This window comes from Clostridium formicaceticum (genome assembly GCF_001854185.1).
In the GTDB taxonomy this organism is placed as follows: domain Bacteria; phylum Bacillota; class Clostridia; order Peptostreptococcales; family Natronincolaceae; genus Andreesenella; species Andreesenella formicacetica.
This window is the reverse complement of record NZ_CP017603.1, coordinates 481,212-501,200: the sequence shown is the minus strand read 5'-3', so window position 1 is coordinate 501,200 and position 19,989 is coordinate 481,212. Positions and strand designations below refer to the sequence as shown.

Here is a 19,989-nt window from a genome sequence, read left to right as displayed (position 1 = left end):
TAAGTATAAAACGTATATTATAAAACATACATAACTGTTTTATAGGAAGGATGAATAGCATGATTAGTATTACAAAGTTCTTGATAGGAACAGATAATTTTGGGGATTCTTTAAGGTATAGGCATGGAGCAAGAGCTACTACTAACGGTACAAATGTAGGACATGGTCCAGTTGTTGCGTGGAACATGACTAGGAGTTGTAATTTGAAATGTGCACACTGTTATATGGATTCAGACTGTAAAAAGTATGAAGGTGAGTTGACTCATGAGGAAGGAATGAATTTTATTGATGATTTAGGAAAGTTCAAGGTACCTGTACTACTTTTTTCAGGGGGAGAGCCCCTGATAAGAGAAGATTTTTTTGAATTAGCAGAACATGCAGTAAAGAGAAATATTCGATCAACGATTTCAACAAACGGTACTTTGATTACTAGAAAAGTGGCTGAGAGGTTAAAAAGTATTGGTGTAGGATATGTGGGTATTAGCCTAGATGGTTTAAGGGAAACCAATGATCGTTTCAGGGGAGAAAAAGGTGCCTTTGATTCAGCTGTTAGAGGGATAGAAAACTGTGTTGCTGTAGGTCAAAGAGTGGGACTTCGTTTTACCATCAACCGTCATAATTATAGGGAACTTCAGGATATTTTTAAACTCATAGAAGAATTAAAAATTGATAGAGCCTGTTTTTATCATTTGGTTTATTGTGGCCGAGGAAATCAAATGATGCAGGAAGATCTTTCTCATGAAGAATCTAGAAGGGCATTGGATTTAATTATGGAAAAAACTTTGGATTTCCACCGCAGGGGACTAAATAAAGAAATTTTGACAGTAGATAATCATGCAGATGGTATTTATTTATACATGAAGCTCAGGGAGAAAAACCCTGAAAGGGCTGAGGAAGTTTATCGACTTATGAAAATGAATGGAGGTAATCGATCCGGTATAGCCTTTGCAAATGTAGACAGTTTAGGCAATGTGCATCCTGATCAATTTACCCAAAAGCATACATTAGGAAATATAAGAGAGAAATCCTTTGGAGAAATATGGGGTAATACTGCCCACCCAATTTTGGCAGGCCTTAAAGATAGAAAACCGTTGTTAAAGGGACGATGCAGTAGGTGTAAGTGGTTAGATGTGTGCAATGGTAATTTTAGGGCGAGGGCAGAGGCAGTCACTGGAGATTTTTGGGAGGCAGATCCTGCTTGCTATTTAACGGAAGAAGAAATAACAGGAGGTATTAAGGATGATTATATCTTGGAATACAACCAATCAGTGTAATATGTATTGTAAACATTGCTATAGAGATGCAGGAGCAAAGGTAGAGGAGGAACTAAATACAGAGGAAGGAAAAGCTCTTTTAGAAGAGATTGCTAAGGCAGGATTTAAAATCATGATATTCAGCGGTGGGGAGCCCTTTATGAGGGAGGATATTTTTGAGTTGGTAGCTTATGCTAAAAGTTTAGGTTTAAGGCCGGTTTTTGGAACAAATGGTAGTTTTATCACAGCTGACGTAGCAAAAAAACTTAAGAAAATAGGAACCATGGGAGTTGGAATTAGCCTTGATAGTGTTGATCCAAAAAAACATGATGAACTTCGGTGTTATAAGGGAGCATGGCAGGAAGCTGTTGAGGCAATGAAAAATTGCAAGGCAGCAAATCTGCCCTTCCAGATGCATACTACAGTAATGGACTGGAATCAGGAAGAATTAGAGGATTTGACAGATTTAGCAGTAGAATTAGGGGCTATAGCCCATCATATTTTCTTTTTAGTTCCTACCGGCAGAGCTGTAACGATAGAAGAAGAGTCCCTAAGGGCGGAGGAATATGAAGCTGTTTTAACGCGGATCATGAAAAAGCAACAAAAGGTTACAATAGAGCTTAAGCCTACCTGTGCACCACAATTTATGCGAATTGCAAAGGAGATGGGGATGGACCTTCGGTTTCAACGGGGATGCCTAGCTGGAACAGCCTACTGTATTGTAGGGCCAAAGGGAAGGGTACAGCCCTGTGCTTATTTAGACATGGAAATAGGAAATGTAAGAGAAACCCCCTTTAGTGAAATATGGCAGAATAGCCAGGTCTTTAATAAGCTGAGGAGCCTTGATTATAGCGGGGGTTGTGGTAGTTGTCGCTATAAAAAAAGCTGTGGTGGCTGTAGAGCTAGAGCTGCCTTTTATCATGGGGGAGATTATATGGCGGAGGAGCCATGGTGTCTCTATCATGGAAGGAAAGGAGTGGAGGTTTATGGAGCTGTTGAATAAGAAGTTACTTACGATGCTTCAAAGCGATTTTCCTATTACCAATAGACCTTATGCTGATTTAGGAGAGCAGCTGGGAATTAAAGAAGAAGAAGTAATAAAAAGGATCAGTCAACTAAAGGAAGAAGGTTTTATTAGAAGAATTGGAGGGGTTTTTGATTCTAGAAAGTTAGGCTATTATAGCACGTTATGTGCCCTACAGGTTCCAGAGGAACAGGTAGCTAAAGTTGCTGATACCATCAATGCCCTTCCAGAGGTGACCCATAATTATATACGAAATCATGCTTATAATATGTGGTTTACCTTAATTGGACCATCTAAAGAACATGTAGAGAAAAAAATAGAAGAAATTCAACAGGAGGTAGGAGCAGAAAGAATGATGAATCTTCCTGCTGTGAACTTTTTTAAGGTAAATGTAAAATTCAACCTATAAACAGGAGGTGATGTAATGGAGCTTACAGAATTAGATAAGAAAATTATTAGCGTGCTACAGGAGGATATTCCCCTTTCTTCTGAACCTTATAAGGCGATAGCTGAAGCTCTCGAAATAGAGGAAATTGAGTTGTTAAGGAGAATTCAGAAGTATATGGATAGCGGTATTTTAAGAAGAATAGGAGCAGTATTAAGACATAGACAAGCTGGATTTACTGCAAATGCTATGGTAGTATGGGAGGTAGAGCCCCATAGAACAAAAGAGGTCGGAACCAAGATGGCAACTTTTTCAGAAGTAACCCATTGTTATGAGAGACCTACCCATCGCAACTGGCCTTACAATCTCTTTACAATGATCCATGGTACCAATAAAGAAGCCTGCTATGAGATGGCGGAGGAATTATCAAAGACTGTGAATGTTGAAAATTATAGACTACTCTTCAGTAGTGAGGAGCTTAAAAAAACCAGCATGAAATATTTTTGTGAAGAAAGAACATAGGATAAGGATGGCATCATCACTTTAATATAGAGGGAGTTACATAAAATGATAAAACAAGTTCATGTATTAGTGATTGGCGGCGGTGCAGCAGGTTTGACGGCTGCCATCGCTGCCGCTAGAAATGGTGCTAAAGTTACCATCTTAGAAAGACTAGATCGTGTAGGAAAGAAAATTTTAGCTACAGGAAATGGTAGGTGTAATCTTACCAATATGAATATGGACTTATCTTTTTTTCATGGAAAAAATGTAAAGTTTGCACAAGGCATTTTAAAGAGCTTTGATGTGGAACAGACGTTGAACTTTTTTGAATACCTTGGAATCGCTTGGAAAGTTGAGGAAGGAGGCAAGGTTTTTCCTATGTCAGACCAGGCTTCCAGCGTATTAGATGTATTAAGGTATGAGCTTCAACAATTAAAGGTAGAGGAATGCTGCAATGCAGAGGTAACGACAGTACAAAGGACACATCAGGGATTTAAAGTAGGATTGAAGGATAACCGTGTAATAAATGGAGACAGAGTAATTCTTGCAACAGGGGGAAAGGCCAGCCCTCAATTAGGCTCTGATGGAGAAGGATATCTGCTGGCAAAGGCACTAGGACACCATTTGATAGATGTTTTTCCAGCTCTTGTCCAGTTGAAGCTTAATGCACCTTTTTTGAAGGCAGTGAAGGGTGTGAAGTTTATAGGGGAAGCATCTATCATCATGGGAGAGCAAACGCTGCGTAAAGAGTCAGGAGAAATCTTATTTACGGATTACGGAATATCTGGTCCTCCTATCTTGCAGCTAAGTCGTACAGCGGCGGAGGCCTTAAAGAATAAAGAAAAAATTCATATAGTACTAGATATGTTTCCGCAGCTTCAGAAGCAAGAGGCCATGGAATTACTACAAATTCGCTTAGCCTATCAACCGGAAAAAAAATTAGACTTTGGTTTTATAGGTCTACTAAATAAAAGACTCATTCCCGTGGTACTAAGGGAGGCAGGAGTGAAGGATCTGCAAAAAGAATGTGGAAAAGTTTCTCAAGATGAAATAAAAAGCATAGTAAAGGTGTTTAAGCAATGGAAGCTAGGGGTGACAGATACACAATCCTGGAAAAACGCGCAAACAACCGCTGGTGGGATAGATGTTACAGAGATAGATGGAAAAAGTATGCAATCTAAGAGGGTGCCAGGACTCTATTTCGCAGGAGAACTTGTGGATATTGATGGGGACTGTGGCGGTTTTAATTTACAATGGGCATGGTCTTCAGGATATATAGCAGGAGAACATGCGGCTTTAGATACAAGGGAATAGGAAGGGAGTAACAACATGATTAGAGTACCGGACATAAAGCTGTCTATCGACGAAGAAGAAAGTAGTATAAAAACTGCGCTTATAAGGAAATTAAAAATCAAGGAAGATGAGCTAATAAGCTATCAAATATACAAACGATCTATTGATGCCAGAAGAAAAGACAGGGTGGATTTTGTCTATACAGTGGATGTAGAGGTAATGAATGAAAACAAGCTTTTAAAGAGGATAAAGGATAAAAAAATTACTGTGGCACCAAACATGAACTATAACTATGTTAAAAAAGGAAATGAAAAGCTACAGCACCCTCCTGTGATTATTGGAACGGGCCCGGCAGGATTGTTTGCAGGATTAATTTTGGCGCAGATGGGGTATGCTCCTATTTTACTAGAACAGGGAAAAGATGTAGACAAGAGGGCTGAAGATATTCATACTTTTTGGACAAAGGGTAGACTCGATACAGCATCTAATGTACAATTTGGCGAAGGAGGAGCCGGTACCTTTTCAGACGGCAAACTAACTACTCAAATTAAAGACTTAAGGTGTCGAAAGATATTGGAGGAATTAGTAAAAGCAGGAGCACCAGAGGAAATTATGTACATAAGCAAGCCCCACATCGGAACAGATATCTTAAGAACTGTTGTAAAAAACATAAGAAAAGAAATTATTAACCTTGGTGGCAAGGTAGCGTTTGAAAAGAAGGTAACAGACTTTTTAATAGAAGATGGAAGGATCAAAGGTGTAGTTGTCAACGATAAAGACACTCTTGAAGCAGAGATAGTTGTACTGGCGATAGGACATAGTGCAAGAGATACCTTTGAAATGCTCTATAAAAACAACGTAGAAATCCATCAGAAACCTTTTTCCATAGGAGTGAGGGTAGAACATCCACAAAAACTCATTGATGTTGCACAATATGGGTCTTTTGCAGGTCATTCTAAACTTGGAGCAGCGGACTACAAAATGGCCCATCATTGTGATAATCAACGGTCTGCCTATACTTTTTGTATGTGTCCAGGAGGGCAGGTGGTGGCTGCTGCTTCTGAAGAGGGTGGGGTGGTTACCAACGGTATGAGTGAATACGCAAGAGATAAGGAAAATGCTAATAGCGCCCTCTTGGTGGGGGTGGGCCCAGAGGATTTTGACAGTGAACATCCCTTAGCAGGCATGTATTTTCAAAGAAAGTGGGAACAAAAAGTCTTTGAAGTAGGAGGAGGCAATTACTATGCGCCAGCACAGTTGGTAAAGGACTTTTTAAAGGATCAACCTTCAAAACAGTTAGGCAAGGTAAAACCTTCTTATATGCCAGGGGTTGTGCTGACGGATTTAAGACAATGTTTACCTGATTTTGTAGTGGATACCATGAAGGAAGCTATCGCAGCCCTTGATAAAAAGCTTCACGGCTTTAATATGGAGGAGGCTGTTATGACAGCTATAGAAAGCAGAAGTTCTTCACCTATTCGTATCAAACGGGATGAAGATTATCAGAGCAATATTCAAGGGTTATATCCATCAGGAGAAGGGGCAGGATACGCTGGAGGGATTATTTCAGCGGCGGTTGATGGGATAAAGGTGGCAGAGGCTATTGCGGAGAAGTTTACTAGCTAGTAAACTTCTCCGTCAATCCTTAAAAAAATCACGGCATATCATTGCAGAAGGCAATTTACCTAGTATTTAAATACGATGCCAATGATGGCTGAAGCGACGATATAGAGAATAGGATGTTTTTTATATTTGTTCATGGCAAATAACATCACTGTAAATAACAAGATGGCTTTATAATCCAATAGATATAAAAAGTTATGGGTAGTTGTATAGTGCTGCGGATCAAATAAAGTAACCCTTGCCACTTCAAATCCAGCAGCGCCAATGAGACCCACAACTGCTGGTCTAATGCCGTTAAAGCCGGCTCTTACAATAGGATTTTCATTGAATTTCATGAAGTAATGTACAATAAGGGAGATAATAACAATGGCAGGGGTAATAATACCCATAGTTGCAACGATCCCTCCCAGAAGGCTGCCAGCTTTATAGCCTACAAAGGTAGCGGTATTAATACCTATTGGTCCTGGCGTAGACTCTGCTACTGCAATCATATTCAGCAAATCTTCAGAGGTAATCCAGCTATATTTATCTACCATTTGATAAAGAAAGGGTAAAGTAGCCAGCCCTCCACCTATAGAAAACATGCCTATTTTAAAGAACTCAAAGAACAAATGTATATAAATCATGGAGAGGTCACCTCTCTTTTATTTCTAGTAACATATCCTGTTACAGCTGCCATTATTACGATGAAAATTGGAGAAAGCTTTACCAAAACAATAAGGATGAAAGAAATAGTAAACAACCCTATACCAACCCAATTTTTTACGGACTGCTGCCACATCTTGATTACTGCCTGCATAATTAAAGCTACAACCACAACACGAATCCCTCCCAAGGCATGTTGAACAATTGCATAATCCTGAAATTGTTGAAAAAACGTAGCAATGATGGTGATGATTACTATAGAAGGGGAAACCATCCCAAGGGTAGCGATAATCCCTCCTAGAAGACCTTTTTGTCGGTAGCCAATGAAGGTTGCTGTATTAACAGCAATAATGCCAGGCGTACACTGCCCAATGGCATAACAATCAATAATTTCCTCATCTGTAGCCCAATTTTTTTTCTCTACAATTTCTTTTTGTATGATGGGAAGCATAGCATAACCTCCGCCGAAGGTAAATGCCCCCATACGAAAAAAAATCATGTAGAGTTCCCAAAACTCTTTCATGCGTTACTGTCATCTCCTTAAAACTTTTAGATATATACCTATGTTGATCTTTCGTATCATTATAACATACAATTTAGTTTGAAAGAAATGCAGTAAAATTTTAAATAAGCAAAAAAATTTTAAGAATGTAAAAATAAAAAATTGTTGACAAAAGCCTCTAATCGTAGTAGGATAGACATTAATATTATATGAACTGCATACTTAATATAAATGCAATGAAGGAGAATAGTAAACAGATGTAAGGTAATAGAGAGCCAATGGTTGGTGGAAATTGGTACTGGAAACTGTTGAATCCACTCTCAAGCAGACGGGGAGCAAGAACCCGATCCGGTTAATACCGTTATCTAATAGAAGGTCATACTATATGACAAAACAAGGTGGCACCACGTGAGTACAGCTCTCGTCCTTGGCTTATTACGCCAAGAACGAGGGCTTTTATTATTATTAGGAAAAATGCAAAGCTCTTCTGTTGATTTTGCAGAAGTAGGAAATGATAAGCAGTCTTAAAAGTGTTGGAATGGCGAACTATTTATACTTAAAGGAGGAATTTTCTTATGAATAAAATAATCGTTACAGAAAAAATTGCTGACAAAGGGATCGAAGCTCTTCAAGCATCAGGGATGCAAGTAGATGTAGAGATAGGAATTGATAGAGAAAGGCTACTAAGGATTATCGAAAACTATGATGCTATTGTTGTTCGAAGTGTTACTAAAATCAATGAAGAGTTTTATCAACACGCTAAAAACCTAAAGGTAGTAGGTAGGGCGGGGAATGGTGTAGATAATATCGACATGGAGGGAGCTACGAAAAGAGGTATCATTGTAGTAAATACCCCTGAAGCCAATACAGTATCTGCAGCGGAACATACTATAGGTCTTTTGATAGCATCTTGTAGAAATATTCCCCAGGCCAACAGTTTTATTAAAAATAGAAACTGGGATCGCAGCGCTTTTAAAGGTGTTGAGTTGTTAGGAAAAACTTTAGGTGTTGTAGGGTTAGGTAGAATAGGATCTTTAGTAGCAACAAGGATGCAATCTTTTGGTATGAAGGTTATCGCTTATGATCCCTACATTACTGATGAACGATTTGAAAAGTTTAGTGTAGAGAAAAAAGCCTGCTTAGAGGATTTAGTAAAGGAAGCTGACTTTATCACAGTTCATACTCCAAAAACTGAAGAAACCTTAGGGATGATTGGCGAAAAAGAATTTAAAATTGCTAAAAGAGGCGTAAGGGTAGTAAACTGTGCTCGAGGTGGAATTATCGATGAAGATGGTTTAGTATGGGGAATAAAAGAAGGTATTGTAGCCAGTGCAGGTATGGATGTATTGGTAGATGAGCCAAATACTACATCACCTTTATTAGATCTTGATAATGTGATTATCACCCCCCACTTAGGAGCAGATACAGTGGAGGCACAAAACAATGTAGGGGTGACCATTGCTCATGAAGTAATCAGTGCCTTGAAGGGTGAAATGGTGCCAAATGCTGTAAACCTTCCTACTTTACAGCATCAAGAATTAGAAGCGCTAACAGCCTATTTGCAATTAGGAGAGGTTTTAGGAAAGCTATATCATCAATTAGAGAAGGAAGCGATTGAAAAGATAGAGATTATCTATAGTGGTACAGTAGCTGAAATGGAGACTTCAGCAGTAACTTTAGCGGTATTGAAGGGAATCTTCGAACCTATCCTAAAGGAAAGAGTAAACTATGTAAATGCTAGATTGATTGCACAAAACAGAGGGATATCTGTTACAGAAAGCAAGAAAACCGTAAATGGTTCTTATATGAACTTAATCCGATTAAATATTATATCTAAGGATAAAACCTTTACTACGGCAGGAACAGTATTTGCTAAGAAGGATTTAAGAATTGTAGATGTGGACGGGTTTGAATTTGATGTAACCCCTACACCTTATATGCTGGTAGCAAATAATATGGATAAACCTGGCATGATTGGGCAGATCGGAACCCTATTAGGAGCAAGTAAAGTAAATATCGCCACCATGCAGGTTAGCAGAAACTTTAAAGTTCAGCAGGCAATGATGTTTTTAACAGTGGATTCAGATGTGACAAGGGAGACCTTAAATCTGATTAGTAATGTAGAAGGTATTTTGAAGATTAACTTCTTAAAATTGTAGAGAGAGTAGGGAGGACATAAAATGAAAACATTTAAAATAGCTGTCATACCAGGAGATGGAATCGGTAATGAAGTTACAGCAGAGGGGGTAAAGGTTTTAGACACCTTTGCTGCGATTAAAGGGAATATCCAATTTGAATACACATACTTTCCATGGGGTTGCGAGTATTACCTAAAAACAGGAAATATGATGGATGTAAATGGCATAGAGGTATTAAAAGGTTTTGACGCTATCCTGCTGGGAGCAGTAGGAGACCCTTCAGTGGCAGACCATGTTTCTCTTCATGGATTGTTGTTGAAAATCCGTCAGGAGTTTAATCAATATATCAATCTAAGGCCGGTAAAACTTCTACCAGGAGCTCCTTGTCCGTTGAAGGACAAGGGGCCAGAGGATATTGATTTTGTCGTGATCCGAGAAAATGTAGAAGGTGAGTATTCGGGTGTAGGCGGCATTCGTTTTGAAAATAGACCAGAAGAAATTGCGATACAAACAGCAGTGTTTACTAGAAAAAATACAGAAAAGGTAATGGACTATGCCTTCAAGGTGGCTCAAAAACGAAATAAATTTAATAAAGTCACCAATGTTACTAAGTCCAATGCACTCAATTACAGTATGGTTTTTTGGGATAAAATTTTTAAGGAAATTGCTGCAAACTATCCAGAGATCTCAACAGAAACCAATCATGTAGATGCTGTATCTATGTACTTTCTTCAAAGACCAGAAAGTTTTGATGTATTAGTAGCTTCTAATTTATTTGGCGATATTATTACAGACTTAGGGGCAGCACTGCAAGGCGGCTTAGGTTTCGCCGCCAGTGGCAACCTAAATTTAGAAAAGGAATTCCCTTCTATGTTTGAGCCAGTGCATGGATCTGCTCCTGATATAAAGGGTAAGGGGATGGCGAACCCTATTGCAATGGTTTGGACAGTAAAAATGATGTTGGATTTCCTACTGGAGGATGAAGATACAGCAGCAATTATTGAAGCGATTACACAGGTCCTATTAGAAGGAAAAAGTCTTACCCCCGATCTAAAGGGTAGCGCAAAAACCCACGAAGTAGGAGACGCTATTTGTGAGAAATTAAAGGGCTTATTAGCTTAAACAGCTTATTATTAGGAGTGATGGATGGGTGAACAGTGAAAATATATTAAATCGAATAGGTTATGCAGCAACTTTAGGCGAAGACAGTATTTTTACAGCGATTGAATTTGCTAAAAAAAACGGGTTTTCTGCTATAGAAATCAATCTAAATGTACCTGCTTTTTTTCCCGAAAACTATAATCAACAGCAAAGACAGGAGATAAAGGAAGAAATAACGGAAGCAGGGATTGCCCTGAGCTTCCATGCTCCAGAAGACATTCCTCTTTATCATCTTCATCCCCCAGTTAGGAGGGCAGGATTAGAAAGATTAAAGGAATGTATTGACTTTGCTGGAGAAATTGGAGGAAGAAAGATTACTTTCCACTGTGGAGATTCAGTATGTTTTACCCAGACGGATAAAAAAATTTATTTACAGCATATCTATGTAGATGAATTTGCAAGGCTGCTGAAGGAAAGCTTGATAGAACTAAGAGATTATGCCATAGGCAAAATTATGCCTTGCGTTGAGAATGTTGGAAAATTTAATGATATGGTACGGGGGGTACTGGAGGAGCTGTTGCCCCAAGGAAATCTCTATCTTACATGGGATATAGGTCATTCTTATGGTCAACAGGAGAATGAAGCCTTTTTCTTGAAAAACTTAAACTATATAGGAAATTGTCATATTCATGATCATAATGGCACACAAGATCATCAGGTAATCGGAGAAGGTAAAATACATTTTCCTTATTATTTTAATTTATTAAAAGACATTGATACCTCTTTTATTTTAGAAGTCCGCCCAGTGATGAAAGCCTTGATTTCTAGAAATAATCTAAAGGAAATATTAAAAGAATACTAAATTTTTACATTGACAAGTCAAATAAAGATATGATAACATACATTAAAATACAGGGTGATAGAAACCTTTAAATTGGTCCTGTGAGGCCAGAAAGGATGAGTAAAAATGATCTATACATTTGGACTTTTTTGTGATGCATTGTTACAGGAAACTAAAAAGCTAGATAATATGGCTAGGAATGAAGCACAAAACCAACCATTTTGTGTTGCTGTTGCTATTTCTTATTTTTATATATTCTTAAGTAAATTAAGGACAATAAAAGGATTATTGATAAGATAATAATCTCTTTATTGTCCTTTTTGTTGTGTGTAGACCTTTTTATTTAGAATTCTGGTTAAGATAAATAAAAGTAAGAAAAACCAAAGGAGTGTTTGAAATGAGTTTACTGATAAAAAATGGTAGGGTGATAGATCCAATATCAAATATTGATGAAGTGAAGGATGTACTTATAAAGGATCATAGAATTGCTGCTGTTGCAAAAAACATAGAGGTAGCGGCGGAGAAGGTGATTGATGCTAAAGGTTGTTGGGTGGTACCAGGACTCATTGATGTACATGTACATTTAAGGGAGCCTGGATTTGAGTATAAAGAAACTATAGAAACAGGGAGTAAAAGCGCAGCAATAGGAGGTTTTACCAGCATATGTTGTATGCCTAATACAAATCCTGTGATAGATAACACCAAGGTTGTAGATTTTATCCTTAATAAGGCTTCTAAGGAGGCTGTGGTGAAGGTACTTCCTATAGGAACCATAACAAAAGGACAGCTTGGAGAGGAATTAGCAGAAATAAAAGAAATGGTGAAAAGGGGCATCTGTGGTATCAGTGAAGATGGTAAAACGGTGATGAACTCCCGTCTTATGGAGGAAGCATTAAAATTGGCGGCAGAATTAAATATACCAGTGTTTTCTCATTGTGAGGATCATGCTCTTGCAGGTAAAGGGGTGATGAATGAAGGGAAGCGCTCTAGGGAATTGGGGATTCAAGGAATACCTAGTGCTTCTGAAGAAGTAATTGCTGCTAGAGATATTGCACTGGCAAAAGATAAGGGTGCCAAACTTCACCTTTGTCATATTAGTACAAAAGGAACAGTAGAAATCCTTAAAAAAGGAAAGGACGAAGGGGTATTTGTGACAGCAGAGGTATGTCCCCACCACTTTGCTCTGACAGAAGAAGTAGTGACAGCAGAGGATACCAATACCAAGATGAACCCACCATTAAGAAGCCAAGAGGATGTAGAGGCCATCAGAGAAGCATTAAGAAATGGAATCATAGACATGATTGCTACGGACCATGCACCCCATCACGAAAAAGATAAAAATACTTCCTATGAGAAGGCAGCCTTTGGAATTGTAGGACTTGAAACTGCTGTAGCTTTAACCATAACAGAGTTAGTAGAGGAAGGAATTTTAACACCAATGCAGATGATTGAATTGATGAGCAGTAATCCTGCAAAATTATTGGGAATAGACAGAGGAACTTTAGGTATTGGAAAGATGGCAGACATCACCATCATAGACCCTGAGGAGACTTATCCTATAGATAAAAACCAGTTTGTTTCAAAGGCAAAGAATACACCCTTTCATGGGAAAAAGGTAAAAGGAAAAGTAAAATATACCATTGTAGAAGGAAATATCATTGTGGAAAATGGTAGTTTAATAGAAGGAGGCCAAAAAATATGATCGATCGATTAATAGCAAAAATTGAAGAAACGCAAAACCCTACAGTAGTAGGATTAGACCCTAGATTAAGTTTTGTACCCCAATATATCAAGGAAGAAGCCTATAGTAATTATGGAAAAACCCCTAAGGCAGCAGCAAAAGCTTTTCTAGAATTCAATAAAAAGATTATTGATGGGATTTATGATATTGTACCAGCAGTGAAGCCTCAGGTTGCCATGTATGAGCAATATGGAGCAGAAGGTATGCAGGCTTATATAGATACCCTTCAATACGCAAAAGAAAAGGGCCTGATGGTCATAGGAGATATTAAAAGAAGTGATATTACTTCAACAGCTGAAGCCTATGCAGATGGACATATAGGAAAAGTGAAGGTGGAGGAAGAAAGCTATACTGTTTATCAACAGGACTGCATCACCTTAAACCCTTATCTTGGTTCTGACTCCATCGAACCCTATATAGGGCATTGTAAAAATTATGATAAAGGTCTGTTTATTCTAGTGAAGACCTCCAACCCCAATAGTGGAGAGATACAGGACCTAGATGTAGGTGGAGAAAAACTTTATGAAAGGGTAGGGAAAATGGTGGATCAATGGGGGCAATCTCTGATAGGAAAAAGAGGCTATAGCGCCATAGGAGCAGTAGTAGGAGCCACCCATCCTCAGCAGGCAGAAAAACTTCGAGGTATCATGCCAAAGACTTACTTCTTGGTACCGGGATATGGTGCACAGGGAGCCACTGCTAAAGACTTAAAAGGATATTTTAATGAAGATGGATTAGGGGCAATCATCAATTCCTCTAGAGGAATCATCGCAGCCCACCAAAAACAACCCTATCAGTCAAAGTTTAGTGAAAAAGAATTTTACCTAGCAGCAAGAGAAGCTGCGTTAGATATGAAGAAAGATTTACAGCAGATCTTTAGATAAGTTTTTTTGGTTGGACAAATACAAGACTTATTTTTAAAAAAGGGGCGAAATATATGAAGGCAAAATTGATTTTGGAAAATGGCACTGTTTTTGAAGGGAAAGCCTTTGGATATATAAAAGAAGCTGTAGGGGAAGTGGTTTTCAACACCGGTATGACAGGATACCAGGAAATTCTTACAGATCCTTCTTACTTTGGGCAAATGGTAGTCATGACCTACCCGCTTATTGGAAACTACGGCATTAACCTAGAGGACGTAGAATCCTCTTCTCCAAAAGTAAAGGGATTTATTGTGAGGGAAAGAGCCACTGTGCCTAGCAACTGGCGTTGTGAAATGGATTTAGATGGTTATTTAAAAGAAGCAAAGGTCATGGGTCTGGAAGGAATAGACACAAGAGCTTTAACAAAAATTCTTAGAAATTATGGAACCATGAAGGGTATAATAACCACTGAAGATTTAAAGGAAGAAATCATCCATGAGAAATTAGAGGCATTTCACAATGATGATGCAGTACAGCAGGTGACAACACAGCAGATTCATACCATAGAAGGTACAGGCAAGCATATTGCTATGATGGATTTTGGTATTAAGGAAAATATCATAAGATCCTTTAAAAAAAGAAACTGTAAAATGACGATTTTTCCGGCTACTGCAACAGCAGAAGAAATTTTAAAGATCAATCCAGATGGCATCTTTTTATCCAATGGCCCTGGGGACCCTAAGGCTCTAACAGGTACCATTGAAACTATAAAAAAACTCATAGGGAAAAAACCTATCGTTGGAATTTGTTTAGGGCATCAGCTTTTGGCACTAAGTTTGGGAGGAGATACAGAAAAACTCAAGTTTGGTCACCGTGGCTGTAATCATCCTGTGAAGGATATCATGAACAATAAGGTTTATATCACCTCACAGAATCATGGCTATGTGGTGAAAAAGGAAAACCAACCGAAAGATATCCTCATTACCCATATCAATTTAAATGATAATACTATAGAAGGAATGCAACACAAAGTTTTACCTATATTCAGTGTACAGTTTCACCCTGAAGCATCTCCAGGACCACAGGACACAGCATATATATTTGACAAATTTATGGAAGTTTTAGAGGGGGAATACAAATGCCAAGAGACTATAGCATAAAGAAAGTATTAGTAATCGGATCAGGTCCTATCATTATAGGTCAAGCAGCAGAGTTTGACTATGCAGGCACCCAGGCCTGTGGGGCGTTAAAAGAAGAAGGAGTAGAAGTTGTATTGATCAACAGTAATCCTGCCACCATCATGACAGATAGAGAAGTAGCAGATAAAATCTATATAGAACCACTGACCCTTGACTTTGTAGAAAAAGTAATTGCCAAGGAAAAACCTGATAGTCTGTTGGTAGGCATGGGAGGACAAACAGGACTAAATCTTGCAGTAGAACTTTATGATCAAGGTATATTAGAAAAATACAATGTAAATATCATAGGCACCCCCATTGAGTCCATCAAAAAGGGAGAAGATAGAGAAATCTTTAAAGCATTGATGGAGGAAATTCAACAGCCGGTAGTAGAAAGTGAAATCATCACAACCATAGAAGGCGGTCTTCAATTTGCTAATAAAGTTGGGTATCCGGTGATTGTAAGACCAGCCTATACCCTTGGGGGTACCGGCGGTGGTATAGCCGACAATGAGGTAGAACTGAAGGAAATTTTAACTTCAGGTTTACAGATGAGTAGAGTGGGACAAGTACTATTAGAAAAAAGTATCAAGGGTTGGAAGGAAATTGAATACGAGGTAATGCGGGATAAAAACGGCAACTGTATTACTGTATGTAATATGGAAAACATCGACCCAGTAGGGATTCATACCGGTGATAGTATCGTAGTGGCTCCCTCTCAAACCCTTTCTGACAAGGAATACCAAATGTTAAGAACCGCCTCCATTGATATTATCAATGCGATTGAAATAGAAGGGGGATGCAATGTACAATTTGCTTTAAACCCTAAGAGCTTTGAGTATGCAGTCATAGAAATCAATCCTAGGGTGAGTCGTTCCTCTGCCTTAGCTTCTAAGGTAACTGGCTATCCTATAGCTAGAGTAGCTGCTAAAATCGCTCTTGGCTATGGCTTGGATGAGATAAAAAATGCAGTAACAGAAAAAACCTACGCTTGTTTTGAACCAACTTTAGACTATGTTGTTGTAAAAATTCCTAAATGGCCCTTTGATAAATTCCACGGTGCCAATAGAACCTTAGGAACAAAGATGATGGCAACAGGGGAAATTATGGCTATTGGCAACACCTTTGAAGCGGCGCTGTTAAAGGGGATACGTTCCCTGGAAATAGGGCAGTATACCCTGGAGAGGAAATCTTCTAAAGAAAAGACCACAGAAGAATTAAAGAAAAGCGTCGTAACACCTAATGATGAAAGAATCTTCGATATAGCAGAACTGCTAAGAAGAAATTATAGAGCAGAAAAGGTATGTGAGATCACCGGCATAGACAGATTCTTTATGGAAAAAATAATGGGGATCGTAGTAGAAGAAAAGAGGCTAAAGGAAGTAGGTCTGGAAGACATCACAGAAGCTTGGATGAAGGTATTAAAACGAAAAGGATTCTCGGACAAAGGAATTGCGGATTTAGTAGGCTGTAATCCTCAAGAGGTCTATCGCAGAAGATGCAAGTGGAACATGAAGCCAGTTTATAAGATGGTAGATACCTGTGGAGGAGAGTTTGAAGCAGTATCCCCTTACTATTATTCCACCTATGATGAAATCGATGAAGTCGAGACAAGTGATAGAAAAAAAGTGATGGTTATTGGTTCTGGACCCATAAGAATAGGACAGGGTATAGAATTTGACTACTGTTCCGTCCACAGTATTTTAGCCTTAAGGGAGGCTGGCATAGAAACCATTATTGTAAACAACAATCCTGAAACCGTAAGTACCGACTTCAACATTTCTGACAAACTATACTTTGAGCCTTTGACAGAGGAAGATGTACTAAACATCGTAGAAAAAGAAAAACCAGAGGGTGTGATACTACAATTTGGTGGACAAACCGCTATCAAATTAGCAAAATTTCTTAGGGAGATGAACATACCTATCTTAGGTACAAAACCAGAAGAGATTGATACAGCAGAAGATCGGGAAAAATTCGATGATTTAATGGAAAGATTAAATATACCTAGACCACAGGGTAAGGCAGTAACCTCCATAGAAGAAGGGATCAAAGAAGCCGAAAAGGTAGGCTACCCTGTGTTGGTGCGACCTTCCTATGTATTAGGAGGTCAGGGGATGGAAATTACCTATGGAGAAGAAGAATTAAAGCGCTATTTAAAAGACGCTTTTATCCGAGATACCAAAAACCCTGTTCTCATCGACCGTTATTTAATAGGAAGAGAAATAGAGGTAGATGCTATATGTGATGGGGAAGAAATACTGATTCCCGGTATTATGGAGCATTTAGAGAGGGCTGGCGTACATTCAGGAGACAGTATATCCATCTATCCTAGCCAAAACGTCTCTGAAGAAATCAAAAACAAAATTTTAGATTATACAAAATCCATTGCCATAGCGCTAAAGGTAAAGGGAATGATCAATATACAATTCGTAGAGTTTCAGAAGGAAGTCTATGTCATCGAAGTAAATCCACGTTCCAGTAGAACAGTACCTTTTATCAGTAAAGTAACAGGGGTGCCAATGATTGCTCTTGCTACCAAGGCCATGCTGGGGGAAAAGTTACAAGAGCTTGGCTATGGCACAGGGGTTTATCCAGAGGCAGAATTGGTAGCTGTAAAGGTACCGGTGTTTTCTACAGAAAAACTACCGCTAGTGGAGATGAGTCTAGGGCCAGAAATGAAATCAACTGGAGAAGTTTTAGGAATAGGAGAGACATTGACAGAGGCACTATATAAAGGTTTTATAGCAGCAGGTATAAAAATGCCGAAAAAAGAAGGGAAAATTTTAGTTACCTTGAAGGATTATGATAAGGAAGAATTTGTTGAATTAGGAAGACGCTTTGCTGAAAAAGGTTATGCTTTCATGGCAACAGAAGGCACGAAAAACTTCTTAGAAAAACATCAAATTCCTACCACTGAAGTTAAAAAAATCAGTGAAGGGGTACCAAATATATTAGATGCTATTCGAAGTGGCATGGTAGAATTGGTGATCAATACACCTACAAGAGGACATGATGTAAAAAGAGATGGTTTTAGAATTCGAAGAACTGCTTTAGAGACTTCTGTCAATGTATTGACATCTTTAGATACAGTAAAGGCCATGTTAGAGATCATGGAAAGCAATATTACCATAGAAGAAGTTGATATTGTAGATTTAGGAGGAATTGCATGAAAACTATAGGAAAGGTAAAAATTTTAAGCAATAGAGAAGTTGTTCCTGAAATTTATGAAATGATATTATTGTCGAAAGAATTAACGATAGAGGGTTTTCCCGGGAAATTTGTAAATCTATATTGTGAAGATGGACGACATTTATTGCCAAGACCTATTAGTATTTGTGAAATAAATCGAGAAGAAGCTACGACAAGATTGATTTACGCTGTTGTAGGAGAAGGCACGAAAAAACTATCAAAAATGCAGGCGAATGACGAAGTGAAAGTCTTAGGTCCCTTGGGAAATGGATTTACAATAGACGGAAAGGTAAGAGAAAATATTGTCATCGGTGGAGGCATTGGAGCCCCGCCACTGTTAGAACTAGTAAAACATTTAAAGGGAAATACAAGCGTCTATTTAGGGTTTCGATGCAATCCAATTTTAATAGAGGACTTTGAGAAGCTTGGAGCTAAAGTTTATGTAGCTACAGAAGATGGTTCCTATGGCCATAAGGGTAATGTGCTGGAGTTATTGGAAAAAGATGATCCAAGGGCAGCTATGATTTATAGCTGTGGTCCTAAATCTATGTTAAAGGCAGTGGCAGCGTGGGCAAAAGAAAAGGAAATACCTGCTGAACTATCTCTAGAGGAGAGGATGGCTTGTGGCATAGGGGCTTGTTTGGTATGTACCTGCAAGACAGTAAAGAAAGAAACAAATGATTGGGAAAACACAAGGGTATGCAAAGATGGTCCAGTTTTCTTAAGGGATGAGGTGATTTGGGAATGATGAAACCTAATTTAAAAATAAATATAGCAGGTATAGAACTTAAGAACCCTGTGATGACAGCCTCTGGCACCTTTGGTAGTGGTAGAGAATATGGAGAATTTGTAGATTTAAATAAACTAGGGGCTGTAGTGGTAAAAGGGGTTTCTAGTACAGCCTGGAAGGGAAATCCTACCCCTAGAGTGGCGGAAACCTATGGAGGAATGTTAAATAGTGTCGGTTTGCAGAATCCTGGTGTAGCGGAATTTATTGAAAAAGATATTCCTTTTTTAAGAAAATATGATACAAAAATTATCGTAAATATAGCTGGTAAGACAGTGGAGGAATATTGTGCAGTAGCAGAAAGACTAGCCTCAGAAGATGTCGATATGCTGGAACTCAACATCTCTTGTCCAAATGTGAAGGAGGGCGGTGTATGCTTCGGTACAGATCCACAAATGGCGGAGTATGTTACAAAAGAAGTGAAAAAATATACCAAACAACCTCTTATTGTAAAGTTAACACCTAACGTAACAGATGTTACAGAAATAGCTAGAGCTGCTGTAGCCGGAGGGGCAGATGCCTTATCCCTAATCAATACTTTAACAGGAATGGCAATAGATATTCATAAAAGAAAGCCAATCTTAGCCAATGTAGTAGGAGGTCTTTCAGGGCCGGCCATCAAGCCGGTAGCGGTAAGAATGGTGTATCAGGTGGCACAGGCTGTAGATATTCCTATTATAGGCATGGGAGGCATTATGACAGGGGAAGACGCAGTGGAGTTTCTATTGGCAGGGGCCACAGGTGTGGCGGTAGGAACGGCTAATTTTACGAATCCAATGGCTACTATGGATGTACTAGAAGGGATAGAAGATTACTTAGAGCAGTATGCACTTCAAAGTATTGAAGAAGTAAGAGGAAAGTTGTATGAGAGAATTTAATGTTATTGCTTCAAAATTGACGTAGAATGTGATAGGTAACAAAC

Annotated in this window: 18 protein-coding genes and 1 other annotated feature; of the genes, 16 read left to right on the top strand and 2 right to left on the bottom strand. The window is 38.7% G+C overall.

The genetic code is table 11. The annotated features are described in order from the left end of the window. Positions 1–59 precede the first annotated feature (59 nt). The 6 genes from nirJ1 to BJL90_RS02210 are packed head-to-tail and all read left to right on the top strand — an operon-like array spanning position 60 to position 6,082. Complete coding sequence (gene nirJ1, locus BJL90_RS02235; RefSeq protein ID WP_070963896.1) at positions 60–1,274, top strand: putative heme d1 biosynthesis radical SAM protein NirJ1; 1,215 nt, start codon at positions 60–62, stop codon at positions 1,272–1,274. Continuing rightward, a complete protein-coding gene (gene nirJ2, locus BJL90_RS02230; RefSeq protein ID WP_070963895.1) occupies positions 1,240–2,256 on the top strand; it encodes a putative heme d1 biosynthesis radical SAM protein NirJ2 in 1,017 nt (338 codons plus the stop codon). The genes nirJ1 and nirJ2 overlap by 35 nt, the downstream gene beginning before the upstream one ends. Continuing rightward, complete coding sequence (ahbA, locus tag BJL90_RS02225) at positions 2,240–2,686, top strand: siroheme decarboxylase subunit alpha (protein ID WP_070963893.1); 447 nt, start codon at positions 2,240–2,242, stop codon at positions 2,684–2,686. Before nirJ2 ends, ahbA begins: the two co-directional genes overlap by 17 nt. 15 nt (positions 2,687–2,701) lie before the next feature. Continuing rightward, positions 2,702–3,184: a siroheme decarboxylase subunit beta gene (gene ahbB, locus BJL90_RS02220; RefSeq protein WP_070963891.1), complete on the top strand. Its 483-nt coding sequence runs from the start codon at positions 2,702–2,704 to the stop codon at positions 3,182–3,184. Positions 3,185–3,229: 45 nt separating this feature from the next. Next, the gene (locus BJL90_RS02215; RefSeq protein WP_070963889.1) at positions 3,230–4,477 is read left to right on the top strand and encodes a BaiN/RdsA family NAD(P)/FAD-dependent oxidoreductase; all 1,248 of its coding nucleotides are present in this window, start codon (positions 3,230–3,232) and stop codon (positions 4,475–4,477) included. A 15-nt stretch (positions 4,478–4,492) separates the two neighbouring features. Continuing rightward, complete coding sequence (locus tag BJL90_RS02210; protein ID WP_070963887.1) at positions 4,493–6,082, top strand: NAD(P)/FAD-dependent oxidoreductase; 1,590 nt, start codon at positions 4,493–4,495, stop codon at positions 6,080–6,082. Positions 6,083–6,141: 59 nt separating this feature from the next. On the opposite strand, the gene BJL90_RS02205 is transcribed toward BJL90_RS02210, so the two are convergent. Together BJL90_RS02205 and BJL90_RS02200 are read right to left on the bottom strand one after the other, a co-directional pair. After that, on the bottom strand, positions 6,142–6,705 hold the full coding sequence (locus BJL90_RS02205; protein ID WP_070963886.1) for a chromate transporter: 564 nt from the start codon (positions 6,703–6,705) through the stop codon (positions 6,142–6,144). Continuing rightward, positions 6,702–7,247: a chromate transporter gene (locus BJL90_RS02200; protein ID WP_070963884.1), complete on the bottom strand. Its 546-nt coding sequence runs from the start codon at positions 7,245–7,247 to the stop codon at positions 6,702–6,704. The genes BJL90_RS02205 and BJL90_RS02200 overlap by 4 nt, the downstream gene beginning before the upstream one ends. 206 nt (positions 7,248–7,453) lie before the next feature. Continuing rightward, positions 7,454–7,658, top strand: a binding site (T-box leader). A gap of 143 nt (positions 7,659–7,801) precedes the next feature. Between BJL90_RS02200 and serA the strand changes: the two genes are divergently transcribed. From serA to BJL90_RS02155, 10 genes are all read left to right on the top strand, one after another. Further along, positions 7,802–9,385 (top strand): phosphoglycerate dehydrogenase, encoded by a 1,584-nt coding sequence (serA, locus tag BJL90_RS02195; RefSeq protein WP_070963882.1) that lies wholly within the window; start codon positions 7,802–7,804, stop codon positions 9,383–9,385. A gap of 21 nt (positions 9,386–9,406) precedes the next feature. Further along, positions 9,407–10,486, top strand: a complete 1,080-nt coding sequence (locus BJL90_RS02190) for a tartrate dehydrogenase (RefSeq protein ID WP_070963881.1) — start codon at positions 9,407–9,409, stop codon at positions 10,484–10,486. Between the two features lie 28 nt (positions 10,487–10,514). Further along, a complete protein-coding gene (locus BJL90_RS02185) occupies positions 10,515–11,327 on the top strand; it encodes a sugar phosphate isomerase/epimerase family protein (protein ID WP_236905008.1) in 813 nt (270 codons plus the stop codon). Between the two features lie 105 nt (positions 11,328–11,432). After that, positions 11,433–11,606 carry a hypothetical protein gene (locus tag BJL90_RS21765; RefSeq protein WP_156778689.1) on the top strand — a complete coding sequence of 58 codons (174 nt, stop codon included), beginning with the start codon at positions 11,433–11,435 and terminating at the stop codon, positions 11,604–11,606. Positions 11,607–11,703: 97 nt separating this feature from the next. After that, the gene (locus BJL90_RS02180) at positions 11,704–13,008 is read left to right on the top strand and encodes a dihydroorotase (protein ID WP_070963879.1); all 1,305 of its coding nucleotides are present in this window, start codon (positions 11,704–11,706) and stop codon (positions 13,006–13,008) included. Continuing rightward, positions 13,005–13,931 carry an orotidine-5'-phosphate decarboxylase gene (pyrF, locus tag BJL90_RS02175; protein WP_070963877.1) on the top strand — a complete coding sequence of 309 codons (927 nt, stop codon included), beginning with the start codon at positions 13,005–13,007 and terminating at the stop codon, positions 13,929–13,931. The genes BJL90_RS02180 and pyrF overlap by 4 nt, the downstream gene beginning before the upstream one ends. A 53-nt stretch (positions 13,932–13,984) precedes the next feature. Beyond that, positions 13,985–15,070, top strand: a complete 1,086-nt coding sequence (locus tag BJL90_RS02170; protein WP_070963875.1) for a carbamoyl phosphate synthase small subunit — start codon at positions 13,985–13,987, stop codon at positions 15,068–15,070. Further along, the gene (gene carB / locus BJL90_RS02165) at positions 15,049–18,261 is read left to right on the top strand and encodes a carbamoyl-phosphate synthase large subunit (RefSeq protein ID WP_070963874.1); all 3,213 of its coding nucleotides are present in this window, start codon (positions 15,049–15,051) and stop codon (positions 18,259–18,261) included. Before BJL90_RS02170 ends, carB begins: the two co-directional genes overlap by 22 nt. Then, positions 18,258–19,028: a dihydroorotate dehydrogenase electron transfer subunit gene (locus tag BJL90_RS02160; RefSeq protein ID WP_070963872.1), complete on the top strand. Its 771-nt coding sequence runs from the start codon at positions 18,258–18,260 to the stop codon at positions 19,026–19,028. The genes carB and BJL90_RS02160 overlap by 4 nt, the downstream gene beginning before the upstream one ends. Beyond that, positions 19,025–19,945: a dihydroorotate dehydrogenase gene (locus tag BJL90_RS02155; protein WP_070963870.1), complete on the top strand. Its 921-nt coding sequence runs from the start codon at positions 19,025–19,027 to the stop codon at positions 19,943–19,945. The genes BJL90_RS02160 and BJL90_RS02155 overlap by 4 nt, the downstream gene beginning before the upstream one ends. Positions 19,946–19,989 lie beyond the last annotated feature (44 nt).

Bases quoted from the DNA above. Each gene is read 5' to 3' on its own strand.
- nirJ1 (WP_070963896.1), top strand. From the start codon at position 60: ATGATTAGTATTACAAAGTTCTTGATAGGAACAGATAATTTTGGGGAT.
- nirJ2 (WP_070963895.1), top strand. From the start codon at position 1,240: ATGATTATATCTTGGAATACAACCAATCAGTGTAATATGTATTGTAAA.
- ahbA (WP_070963893.1), top strand. From the start codon at position 2,240: ATGGAGCTGTTGAATAAGAAGTTACTTACGATGCTTCAAAGCGATTTT.
- ahbB (WP_070963891.1), top strand. From the start codon at position 2,702: ATGGAGCTTACAGAATTAGATAAGAAAATTATTAGCGTGCTACAGGAG.
- BJL90_RS02215 (WP_070963889.1), top strand. From the start codon at position 3,230: ATGATAAAACAAGTTCATGTATTAGTGATTGGCGGCGGTGCAGCAGGT.
- BJL90_RS02210 (WP_070963887.1), top strand. From the start codon at position 4,493: ATGATTAGAGTACCGGACATAAAGCTGTCTATCGACGAAGAAGAAAGT.
- BJL90_RS02205 (WP_070963886.1), bottom strand. From the start codon at position 6,705: ATGATTTATATACATTTGTTCTTTGAGTTCTTTAAAATAGGCATGTTT.
- BJL90_RS02200 (WP_070963884.1), bottom strand. From the start codon at position 7,247: ATGAAAGAGTTTTGGGAACTCTACATGATTTTTTTTCGTATGGGGGCA.
- serA (WP_070963882.1), top strand. From the start codon at position 7,802: ATGAATAAAATAATCGTTACAGAAAAAATTGCTGACAAAGGGATCGAA.
- BJL90_RS02190 (WP_070963881.1), top strand. From the start codon at position 9,407: ATGAAAACATTTAAAATAGCTGTCATACCAGGAGATGGAATCGGTAAT.
- BJL90_RS21765 (WP_156778689.1), top strand. From the start codon at position 11,433: ATGATCTATACATTTGGACTTTTTTGTGATGCATTGTTACAGGAAACT.
- BJL90_RS02180 (WP_070963879.1), top strand. From the start codon at position 11,704: ATGAGTTTACTGATAAAAAATGGTAGGGTGATAGATCCAATATCAAAT.
- pyrF (WP_070963877.1), top strand. From the start codon at position 13,005: ATGATCGATCGATTAATAGCAAAAATTGAAGAAACGCAAAACCCTACA.
- BJL90_RS02170 (WP_070963875.1), top strand. From the start codon at position 13,985: ATGAAGGCAAAATTGATTTTGGAAAATGGCACTGTTTTTGAAGGGAAA.
- carB (WP_070963874.1), top strand. From the start codon at position 15,049: ATGCCAAGAGACTATAGCATAAAGAAAGTATTAGTAATCGGATCAGGT.
- BJL90_RS02160 (WP_070963872.1), top strand. From the start codon at position 18,258: ATGAAAACTATAGGAAAGGTAAAAATTTTAAGCAATAGAGAAGTTGTT.
- BJL90_RS02155 (WP_070963870.1), top strand. From the start codon at position 19,025: ATGATGAAACCTAATTTAAAAATAAATATAGCAGGTATAGAACTTAAG.